Annotated in this window: 11 protein-coding genes and 1 pseudogene; 11 read left to right on the forward strand and 1 reads right to left on the reverse strand. The window is 66.6% G+C overall.

All coding sequences use genetic code 11. The features are described from left to right. The first annotated feature begins 445 nt into the window (after positions 1 to 445). Genes AWB92_RS09775 through AWB92_RS09820 form a run of 10 tightly spaced genes read left to right on the forward strand, consistent with a single transcriptional unit; the run spans position 446 to position 9897 of the window. Positions 446 to 1207 (forward strand): ABC transporter permease, encoded by a 762-nt coding sequence (locus tag AWB92_RS09775; RefSeq protein ID WP_241523413.1) that lies wholly within the window; start codon positions 446 to 448, stop codon positions 1205 to 1207. Between the two features lie 9 nt (positions 1208 to 1216). Beyond that, positions 1217 to 2077 (forward strand): ABC transporter permease, encoded by an 861-nt coding sequence (locus AWB92_RS09780; RefSeq protein ID WP_085185143.1) that lies wholly within the window; start codon positions 1217 to 1219, stop codon positions 2075 to 2077. A gap of 3 nt (positions 2078 to 2080) precedes the next feature. Beyond that, positions 2081 to 3133 (forward strand): MlaD family protein, encoded by a 1053-nt coding sequence (locus tag AWB92_RS09785; RefSeq protein WP_085185144.1) that lies wholly within the window; start codon positions 2081 to 2083, stop codon positions 3131 to 3133. Beyond that, a complete protein-coding gene (locus tag AWB92_RS09790) occupies positions 3130 to 4140 on the forward strand; it encodes an MCE family protein (RefSeq protein ID WP_068183469.1) in 1011 nt (336 codons plus the stop codon). Before AWB92_RS09785 ends, AWB92_RS09790 begins: the two co-directional genes overlap by 4 nt. Further along, complete coding sequence (locus tag AWB92_RS09795; protein WP_085185145.1) at positions 4140 to 5162, forward strand: MlaD family protein; 1023 nt, start codon at positions 4140 to 4142, stop codon at positions 5160 to 5162. Before AWB92_RS09790 ends, AWB92_RS09795 begins: the two co-directional genes overlap by 1 nt. Position 5163: 1 nt before the next feature. Next, complete coding sequence (locus AWB92_RS09800; protein ID WP_085185146.1) at positions 5164 to 6321, forward strand: MlaD family protein; 1158 nt, start codon at positions 5164 to 5166, stop codon at positions 6319 to 6321. Continuing rightward, on the forward strand, positions 6318 to 7379 hold the full coding sequence (locus AWB92_RS09805; protein WP_085185147.1) for an MlaD family protein: 1062 nt from the start codon (positions 6318 to 6320) through the stop codon (positions 7377 to 7379). Before AWB92_RS09800 ends, AWB92_RS09805 begins: the two co-directional genes overlap by 4 nt. Next, positions 7376 to 8341 (forward strand): MlaD family protein, encoded by a 966-nt coding sequence (locus AWB92_RS09810; RefSeq protein WP_085185148.1) that lies wholly within the window; start codon positions 7376 to 7378, stop codon positions 8339 to 8341. Before AWB92_RS09805 ends, AWB92_RS09810 begins: the two co-directional genes overlap by 4 nt. 16 nt (positions 8342 to 8357) lie before the next feature. After that, on the forward strand, positions 8358 to 9113 hold the full coding sequence (locus tag AWB92_RS09815) for a hypothetical protein (protein ID WP_085185149.1): 756 nt from the start codon (positions 8358 to 8360) through the stop codon (positions 9111 to 9113). Between the two features lie 10 nt (positions 9114 to 9123). Then, entirely contained in the window at positions 9124 to 9897 is a 774-nt protein-coding gene (locus AWB92_RS09820) for a hypothetical protein (RefSeq protein WP_085185150.1), read from the forward strand. Positions 9898 to 9901: 4 nt separating this feature from the next. Here the strand turns inward: AWB92_RS09820 and AWB92_RS09825 are convergent, their stop codons facing one another. Continuing rightward, complete coding sequence (locus AWB92_RS09825) at positions 9902 to 10279, reverse strand: hypothetical protein (RefSeq protein WP_085185151.1); 378 nt, start codon at positions 10277 to 10279, stop codon at positions 9902 to 9904. A gap of 89 nt (positions 10280 to 10368) precedes the next feature. Here AWB92_RS09825 and AWB92_RS09830 point away from each other — a divergent pair. Further along, a pseudogene (locus tag AWB92_RS09830) lies at positions 10369 to 10568 on the forward strand (HNH nuclease); the annotation flags it as partial.

A 10568-nucleotide genomic window follows, 5' to 3' on the forward strand; every position in this document is an offset into this window, starting at 1 on the left:
CGGCTTTGTCCACAGGCCAGAACCGCCGCCGCTCACGGTGTGCAACTTCAACGGACTGTGGCGTACGTCACACTCTTGCTACCGCCGGTACAACCCGCGTACTCGGTGCGACTATTGGACGCACGTCGACCAAGCCCCCAATCTTTGATTGGCTGAGAACCCGTGGCAGCGATTAAGGAGGGATCCGCCGTTGACCGCCGTATACAACGCGACAGCGGCTGAACCACCGACTGAGACCGAAGGCGACGCAGTCGCCTGTATCGACGCCGACGCCGGCACCATCACAAACGGCGGGCCTGCCCCCAGTCAGGCGGTGGAGACGCCTGACCAACCGGAAGACGGCCGGGCGGTCCCGGAGGCCGCCGTCGCGGCGCCGACGGGCCGGCGGACCGTCACGGCACTGGGCAAACCCTTCCGATACGTCCTGCGCCAGCTCGATTCCTCGATGCAGACGCTGGGCCGCTTCTTCGACCTGGCCGCCCAATCCTTCAGGTACCTGCTCACGGATTTGATCCGGTTGCGCCACCCCTGGCGGGACACGATCAACCAGGCCTGGTTCATCATCAGCGTCACCGCGATACCCGCGTTGCTGGTGTCCATCCCGTTCGGGGTCATCGTGGCGGTGCAGGTGGGCAACTTCGTCCAGCAGGTCGGCGCCTCGTCGGTGTCGGGCGCGGCCGGCGGCCTCGGGGTGATCCGGCAGGGCGCTCCGGTCGTCGCCGCGCTGCTGTTGGGCGGCGCGGCCGGTTCGGCGGTGGCCACCGATCTTGGCGCCCGCACTATTCGCGAGGAGGTCGACGCGCTGCGCGTGATGGGCATCAACCCGGTGCAGCGGCTGGTCACCCCCCGGCTGGCCGCGATCGTCATCGTGGCGCCGGTGCTGTGCTCGTTCATCATCTTCATGGGGCTGGCGGCGGGCTACGCGATCAACGTCGGCTTCCAGTCCGGCACCCCGGGGAGCTACATCGCGTCGTTCGCGTCCTTCGCCAGCGTCAACGACGTCGTGGTGGCAGTCCTCAAGACCTGGCTGTTCGGCGTGATCGTGATCCTGGTGGCCTGCCAGCGTGGGCTGGAGACCAAGGGCGGCGCACGCGGTGTGGCCGACGCGGTCAACGCCTCCGTGGTCATCGGCATCGTCTCCGTGTTCGTTATCAACCTGGTGATCACGCAGGGGCTGTCGATGTCGATGCCGCTGCGAGTGGGCTGACGGCCGCCGATGACTGAGCCGGCTCGATACGTACCCCCGCCGCTGCGGGTCCCGCGATGGTTCGCGCACCGGGGCGATTCGCTCGTCCAGCGCCTCGGCCACCAGGTCACCTTCGGCGCCCAGGTGCTCGGCGCGATACCGCACACGCTGAAGCGCTACCGGCACCAGACCGGCGTCCTGCTGGTCGACATGATCTGGGGAAACGGGTCGCTCATCGTCGGAGGCGGCACCATCGGCGTGCTGGTGTTCATGGGCGCAGCGGTCGGCGGTTCGGTCGGGGTCGAAGGGTACGGGGCCCTCGACATGGTCGGGATGGGCCCGCTGACCGGCTTCGTCTCCGCCTACGCCAACACGCGCGAGATGGCGCCGATGATCGCGGGGATCGGCTTCGCGGCCCAGGCCGGGTGCCGCATGACGGCGGAGATCGGCGCCATGCGGATCTCGGAGGAGATCGACGCGCTGGAAGCGCTCGGCATTCAGTCGGTCCCGTTCGTGGTCACCACCCGGGTGATCGCGGGCATGATCACGATCGTCCCGCTGTACGTGGTGACGCTCGCGTTGAGCTACGCGTCGTGCGCGATGGTGGTCAACGTGCTGCACGGGCAGTCGTCGGGCACCTATTACCACTACTTCGACTCATTCATCCAGCCGAGCGACGTGGTGTTCTCGGTGCTCAAGGCCGCCATCTTCGTAACGCTGATCATCGCCATCCACTGCTATCAGGGCTACTACGCCAGCGGGGGTCCCGAAGGTGTCGGGCGGGCCTCGGGCCGGGCCATCCGGGCCAGCATCGTCACCGTGGTCGCCGCGGACATGGTGCTGACGCTGTTGTTCTGGGGCAACAGCCCCGGCATTCGGATATCGGGATAGCCCATGGCGACACTGCCGGGTTCGGACCAGGGAGCGCGGGCGCCCAGCTCGCGCTCGTTGAGGATCCGTGGACTGATATCCGCCATAGCGCTGGCGATCGCGGGCATCGTGCTGTATCAGCTGGGCACCGGCGGCTACGCCGACACGTTCACGCTGACGGTGGTGGCCGATTCGATCGGTGAGGGCCTGACGCCGGGCGCGGAGGTCAAGTTCCGCGGCCTGACGATCGGATCGGTGAAGACGCTGCAATCGGTCGGATACAACAGGCAAAAGATCACGGTGGAACTCGAGCCGCGGCAAGCGAGGGCACTGGCCGCTGACACGACGGCGAATTTCATGTCGTCGAACACTTTTGGCCTCGCGGCGGTCGAACTGGTCAGCAGCGGCGCCGGCCCCCGGCTGCGGCCGAACCAGACGCTGTTGATCGGCGCCAACGCGCGGTCGGCCTCCATCACCGGGCTGCTGCGTCAGGGCCAAAAACTCGGCCGGATCGCGGACTCTCCCGATGTCGACCACATCATCGAGGTGGTGCGCCGGCACGCCGACCTGACCGAGCCGGTCACCCGGTCGTACTTCGATCTGGTCAAGATGCTCGTCGACTCCCAGAGAGTGCCGTTCTCGCAATCGCTTTCGGTGTTCGCCTCGGTGGTCAACGGCGCCAGCGACTCCATCCCCCTCATCGGCCTGGCCTACGACCTGCTCAACGGGATGGAATTCCTGGCGCACCCCGACGGGGTCGACCGCATGAACGTGATCCTGGACCAGACCGCAAAGCTGCTCTTCACCAGCGACAAGATGATCGTCAAGAACGTCACGTGGCTCGCCCCGTTCATGCGCGCGACGACCGACGTCTTGCTGCCGCTCTCGTACATGCAGGGCAGCATGGCGCCGGTCTATGACCGGCTCTCGGGTCTGCTGGACCGCACCAGCGCGGCGTTTCCCATCATCGACGGCAAGGTCCGCATGCAGATCGAGGTCACCCTCGACACGATGCCGGGACTGGCGGCGGCCCTGCCCTCCCGACCCCCAGCGCCGCCGCAGCGGGGTGGCCGATGAGAAGTGTCACCAAATCGGTGGTGTGGCTGACCATCTTCACCGCGGTCGCGGTGGTGTGCACGCTGATCGTGTTGACCGCCTTGCGTTCCCCGGTCACCGGGGCGGTCTCCCGCTACACCGCCGCGTTCTCCGACGTGTCGGGGCTCTACGTCGGCGACGACGTCCGCATTTCCGGTGTGCAGGTGGGCAAGGTGGAAACCATCCGGCTCGACGGGCGGATCGCCAAGGTCGATTTCACCGCGCAAAACGATCACCCGGTGTTCGCCAACACCGTCGCCGCGGTGCGCTATCAAACCCTGCTCGGTCAGCGCTACGTCGAACTCGTCCAGCCGGCCAAGCCGGAGCAACGGCTGCCGGCGGGCGGGACCATCGCGCTGGCGCAGACGATCCCGTCGTTCGATGTGGCCAAGCTGTTCAACGGGTTTCGGCCGATCTTCCAAACCCTCGACCCCGCCCAGTTCAACCAGTTGGGCGAGAACCTGCTGCGGCTGATCCAGGGCGACGAAAACGGCATCGGCCCGTTCCTGCATGACCTCGACGTCATTTCCAAGCTGGCCGTGGACCGGCAGGCGGTCATCGCCGGCGTGCTGCGCAACCTCAGCGCGATCTCGGCCGACCTGGGCGGCAAATCGCAGCAACTATTCCACCTCATCGCCACGCTCAACGACGTGGTGACGAAGTTCGCCTCCAAGGGCGAGGAGTTCAGTCAGGCGATGGAAGCCGGTCTGCCCGTCCTGCGCAACACCACCCATTTCCTGCAGTACTTCGAGCGCATCTTCGACGGGACGACGGTCCCGCTGTACGACCTGTTCAGCCGGATGTGGCCGCAGACCGCGACGATCATCGCGGGCCTGTCGCTGGCGCCGTCGCTGATCCAGGGCATGCGGGACTGGCTGGCCGACGAAAAGCCAGCCACGCCAACGTTTAACTGCTCGCACGGCGAAGTGACGCTGCCCGGGATCGGTCAGGTGTCGTTCGCGCAACAGAACTTGGTGGTGTGCCGGTAATGGTGTTCGGCGACAAAAGGACGGGACGGCGGCGCCCCGTGCTCGACGAGCGTGGCGCCGCCGTCCGCAATCGCCGCAACGGCATCGTCGGTGTCGTCGTCATCGTTGCGGCGTTGGCCGCGACCGCGATGGCATACCTGAATCCCACCGGCCAGACCGGCTATACCGCACACCTGCCCAACTCCGGCGGCGTGCGCGCCGGCGACCAGGTTCGGATCGCGGGCATCCCGGTCGGGAAGGTGACCGGCGTCCGGCTCGCCGGCGCCGTCGTGGAGATGAAGTTCGACATCGAGCAATCGGTGGTGGTCGGTTCGGAATCCACCCTGGACATCAAGCTGCTGACCCCGTTGGGCGGCCACTATGTGGCGCTCGACCCGAAGGGCGGTTTGCCGCTGGGCCGCAAGGTGATTCCGCCGCAACGCGTCACGCTGCCGTTCGAGGCCAACGACATCATCCAGGCGGCGACGCCCCTGATCAAGCAAGTCGACGGCCAAGTCATCCACGACACCTTCACCGAGGTGGCCAACGCCGCCAACAGGTATCCCGACGCGGTGCGCGACCTGCTCCGGTCGGCCAACGCGCTGACCGCGTCGTTGAGCAAGACGACGGCCGACTTCCATCGCGGCCTGGACTTCGTCAACAACGGCCTGCGCGCCACCGTCGCCGAGCGTAAGCAGCTCATCACGCTGTTCGAGCAGCTCGACATCCTCGGCCAGGCCTACACCTCGAGGTCGGTCGACATCATCGAATTCTTCGGCCTGTTATCCGAATTGGCTCGCATCATGGACCGCATCACGGTGTTTTGGGGCCGGGAGGTCGCGCCGGTCGTCAACGGGCTCGACGACATCAGCGAAACGCTGGGCGCCCACCCCGAGCGCATCGGCGAGGCGCTCGAGAACCTGGGTCAGACCCTCAACATCGTGGGCCCGATGCTCAGCGGGAACGGTGTCGTCTTCGACAAACACAACCGGCTGGTGCCCGGGCAGGATCTGTGCCTACCCAACATCATGAGGAACTGTTGAGGTGGCCCGGATTTCGGCGCTCGGCTCGCGGCTGCGGTCCCCACTGGGAATCGCCACGGTGCTGGCCGTCGTCGCGGCGGTCGCGGCGGCGGTGGTCATCGGCGCCAAGCTCCTCGCGCCGGGCCACAGCCGGGCGATGTGCGCCGAATTCACCGACGCGGTAGGGCTGTACCCGGGCAACAAGGTGGCGCTGCTGGGTATCGAGGTCGGCTCGACGACCGCGATAGTCAATAAGGCCAACCACGTCGAGGTCGACTTCACCGTCCCCACCGACCTCGACCTGCCGGCCGACGTCGGTCTGGTCACCTACTCGCAATCGATTGTCACCGACCGCCATATCGAACTGACCAAGCCCTACACCGGGGGCCCGAAATTCACCGGCCCGGGCTGCATCAAGCTGAAGTCCACCAAAACGCCGATCAGCGTCAGCGAAACCTTCTCCGCCGTAGGCAAGCTCGCCGACACCATCATGGGTCCCCAACCCGGCCAGGACCCGTCGAAGTCGCCGGGTGTGCAGGCCATCAACGACAGCCTGCGGGCGTTCAGCCGCTCGCTGGACGGCACCGGCCCCGGCCTCAACCAGACGCTCGGCAACCTGGTCGCGATGCTGGCCGACCCGTATAAGGCCGACGCCGACTACCGGCAGCTGTTCGAGAACAGCGAGATCCTCACCTCCGACTTTCTCAAGAACTGGGACAGCTTCGCCTCGTTCGTCCGGATGCTGCCGACCACCACCGAATTGATCGAGGGCCTCTCGGACAACTTCGGCGCGGCCCTGAGCCACATGTCGCACCTGCTGCCAATCCTCGTCGAGGCGCTGGACCGGTGGGGGCCGCGGCTCTATCAGAAGCTGGACAAGGCGATCACTTGGCTGCGGGACATGCTGAACCGGCACACCCCGGCCATCCTCGCGATGATCAACTCGTGGCCGCAGTTCAGCCACTGGATCAGCGACATCTACGAGCCGGCGTGGGGAACCCACAACGTCACGTATATCCCGCCGCAGGTGGCGATTTCGCCGTCGCAGGCCGGCGCCATCTGCGAAGGGCTGCGGAAACGCAATGTCCCCGGTGCCGCGGCGGCGTGCGCGTCCGGCACCGCATCGGATCCGGTCACCCTCGGCCTGACCGATCTCATCCTGGGGGCCGCGCTGTCATGAGCAGACGATCGATGCGCGTTCTGGTGGCCCTGCTGACGATCGGCCTGACCGCGGCATGTTCGCTGGATCCGACGCGGCTGCCGGTCCCGGGCGCCTACAGCCCCGAGGACTCCTACCGGGTCAAGATCCAGTTCTCCAGCGTGCTCAACCTGCCCGCCCGCGCCAAGGTGGACTTCGGCGGGATCCAAATCGGTGTGCTCGACCACGTCCAGCTCGACGGCACCACGGCGGTCGCCTACGTCGATATCGCCGGCGACAGCAGGCTTCCCGCCAACACCCGTGCCGAACTGCGCCAGGCCACCCCGCTCGGGGACATCTACATCGCGCTGCTGCCGCCGGAGGACCGGGCTGGGGATCGATCCGGGGACCGGTCGGTGGCGCCGTTGCGCGACGGCGACACGATTCCGTTGCGCAACACCGCGCCGGCCGACAACGTCGAAGACGTGTTGCGCTCAGTGTCAAACCTGGTGGCCGGCGGCGCGATCGGCACGCTGCAAAGCACCGTGGTGAACCTCAACCACGCGTTCCCCCAGGATCCCGCTGAGCTGACGCGGGCCCAGCAGACCGTCGCCGGCGTGCTCAACGACCTGGCGGCCAACCAGGACACCATCGACGGAATCCTGTCCAGCATGGACAACATCACCACCAACGTGGCCGCCAACACCACGGTGTTCAACCGGCTCGTCACCGAAGGCCCGCCCAAGCTCCAAGGGCTGTCGGCGATCACCCTGGCCATCCTGAACGTCGTCGGGGACTCCAGAGAAATCGGCGACCTCGGCGGGCAGATCCTCAACCCGGTCGCCGGGGACATGATGCAAATGCTCTCCTACATCACGCCATTGGTCGGAACCGTGGCGACCCTCGACACCACCATTCCGGTGCTGGCCGACAAGCTGATCGCGTTCCTGCACTACAAGCTTCTCGGATTTTTCCGCAACGGCGGCCCGAAATACATTGTCTCCGAACTTCATCCACCCACCGGCCACGAGGGCGTCGATCCCGCCGACAAGGCTGATGCGGCCGTCTCGGCGATGCAGACGATGGGAATGCTGCCATGAAGTTCAATGCCGGCGTCACGCTGGCCATCCTGGCGGTGATGACGCTGCTCGGCGCGGCCTACATGTCGATCGGCGTGCTCGACATCGGGCCGACAAAACAGGTCACCCGACTCACCTTGCTGCTCAACACTTCCGGCGGCCTGATGCCCACATCGGAAGTGACGATGCGCGGCATCAAGGTCGGTCGGGTGACCGGCATCCAGACCACCGCGACCGGGCTGGCGGTCTCGATCGACCTCGACCGCGAACACCCGGTGCCCGCCGACAGCCCGATCAGCGTGGAAAACCTCTCCGCCGCCGGCGAGCAGTACATCGACTTCAAACCGAAACTCATTGCGCCGCCGTACTTCGCCGACGGCGCGGTGATCCCGCCGGACCGCGTCGCGCCGATGGTTACCGGCGCCGACTTGCTCACCAAGGTGAATGCCCTGGTCTCGGCACTCAACCTCGACCAGGTACGCACCATCATCAGCAACGTCGCCGCCGCGTTCGCCGGCAACGACGCCACCCTCGATTCCCTTGCCACCACGGCGGGGTTGACGGCCAAGGTGATCCACGACGACAAGCAGTTGATGGCCACCCTGTTCGAGAACGTCTCGACGATGACCACCAACCTAGGTGACATCAACGCCGGCGAGGTGATCAGCGAGACTGGAAAACTGCTGCCGCGTTCGGTACCGGCATTCCTGCGGATGGTCCACGAATTCGAAACCCTTTCGCACACCGGCGTCGGCGTGGTGGGCCCGGACGACCCGGCGGGCATTCTCGTGGGCAAGATGAGCCAGTACATCGACATGCTGGCCGGTCCGCTGAGCACCTTCGCCACCGTGCTGGAACCCGCGCTCGCACCGCTGCACGACGTCAAGGTCGACGCCGGGCATTGGCTCGACTTCTGGGAATCGACCTTCAACGACACCGGCGGCATGCGGGTTCAACTGAACGTCCCGGCATGGCACCAATGATCAAGAAAGAACGGGCATGACCAACTCAACTGTCGACAAAGATGAAACCGTGGACGACACCGAGCCCACGGCGCCCGAGGACGGCGCAGAAGACACCGTCGAGGCCAACGAGGCCGTCGAGGCCGACGAGGCCGACGCGCCGCCCCGCCGATTTTCAAGGTTCCGGCCGAAGATCTCGAGGCGATGGGGGGCGGCCGTTGTCTCGGCGGCGGTGCTCGCCGGTGGGGTGTTCGGGTTCATCAAATACCACCAGGTCACCGGCCAGCTCGCGCAGCTCCGTCAGCAGCAGGCCGACCGCGACGCCGCGGCACAGCTGGCCAAGGAGTATGCGCTGAAGTCGCTGACGTACAGCTTCGAAGACCCGGACGCCTTCTTCCGTTCGGTCGAAGACGGTGTGTCGCAACAACTTAAGGACAAATACGTCAACGCCTCCGACTTGCTGAAGAGCATCATGCTGCAGGCGCAGGTCACCTCCACCGGCGAGGTGCTGGCCACGGACCCGGTGGCCCAGCCCGGTGGGGTCTACCAGGTGGTGGTGTCGGCCCATCAGACCACCCGCAATCTGCAAAACCCGACGCCGAAGGTTTCGATCATCCTGCTGCAGGTCACGGTGAACAGGGTGGGCAATGCCTGGCAGGTCGCCGACATCGGCCCCAAGGCCGGCGCCCGCCCGCCGATCGAGCAGCAGCTCCCGGCGCCCGAGCCGCCTCCCCCGGCCGCTCCCGCTCCTGCGCCCAGTCCGGCTCCGGCCAAGCCGGCACCGAAACGGTAGGCGCGCACCCGTGCGGCGGCTGGCCCTGCTGGGCGCGATCGTGACGATGGCGACCACGGGCACCTTGTGCCCGATCGCGTCCGCCGACACGTCGTTGCCTTCGTGCCCGCAGACGGCCGCGGTCATCGCGCCGAGCGCGGAGTCGCCGCACACGGACTGCCGAATGCATTCCGGCGCGCTGGATTTCGCGGTCACCTACTGGACCGTGCCCGAGCTGCCCGGGCCCCGCGCGGTCAAGATCGTCGTCACCGACGCGTCGGGCGAGGTGGTGCAGACGATCGACGAGCTGTTGGAGCCGTCCAGCCCGGGCGGCGTCGGGTTGGAGGACATCGACGGCGACGGGCGCGACGAGCTGATCATCCCGATCGCGCGACACCCGTTCAACGGCAGCCCGAATACCCGATTCACGGTGTGGCGGGCGCCGGGCGACCGGCTGCATTTCGAACGCACCCAGATGGTCGCGCAGGCCGCGTATCCCAGCGGCGACGGCTACCTGGTGACCAACGCCGGGGCGCTGGACAGCCGAGACCTGACCTTCTATCTGCCCACGGGAGCCGGCTACACGCTGGTCGTCGTGTTGACCATCGAGGCCGAGCAGGTCGACCCCGACACCCACCGGGTCCTGACCGTCATCTGCCGCGCCCACCAGGAAGACGGCCTCCACGCGGTCGACATGAGCCTGCGCCAGGCGGAGGAAACGTTCTGCGCGTCGCCGGCCGCCATGGCCATCTGGCCGGGCGCCGAGCGACTTGACATCCGGCGCTGGCGCCGCGGACAGCAATAACGTTTCAAGGGGCGCACGCCGCGCGGGAGGCCGCCAGCTGCTGTCGCGCCTGGACGAGATCGCCGGCGAGTAGCTCCGGGCTCGCCGGTCGATAGGGGTCGCTGGCGTCGATCTGCGCCGCCAGCATGTCCGATCGAAGCCGCAGGTCGACCGCGGCGGGACCGCGCAAGCCGTTCAGTGGCGACAGGGCGTTTCTGATCTGGCCCGCCACGTAAGGCGGTGTCCCGGAAGGGCTTACGAGGTCGAGGACCTTCTCGAGCCGGTCGGCCACCGGCAGGACAATGCTGCATTCCCAGTCACCGGCGGCCGACGCCGGCGGGCACATCGTGACCGCGGCGACCACGAGCGGTACGCCGAGAATTCGTTTTGAAGGTCCGAGCATTGGCCCTAGCTTTATCCACAGTTGCGGTTTTATCCACAGATTGGTGTTCGGCCGGCCTGATTAGCACATTTGTTCGATAGATTTGGGGTGTGGGATTCCTCAGCGCGGACGCGGCACGCGAGCGGATTAGCGCCGCGCTGGACGCGATCGACGCCGCGCACGTGGTGTTGCGGGAGACTTCGTCGGATCTGGTGGGCACCGACTTTCGTGTCGCGGTGGCCGAGCGGCTCGAGACCCAGCAGCGGACCAACCGGGGGTTGATGTATCGGTTCTTCGGTGAGATCGCCGA

The organism is Mycobacterium sp. IEC1808 (assembly GCF_002101935.1).
GTDB lineage: Bacteria > Actinomycetota > Actinomycetes > Mycobacteriales > Mycobacteriaceae > Mycobacterium.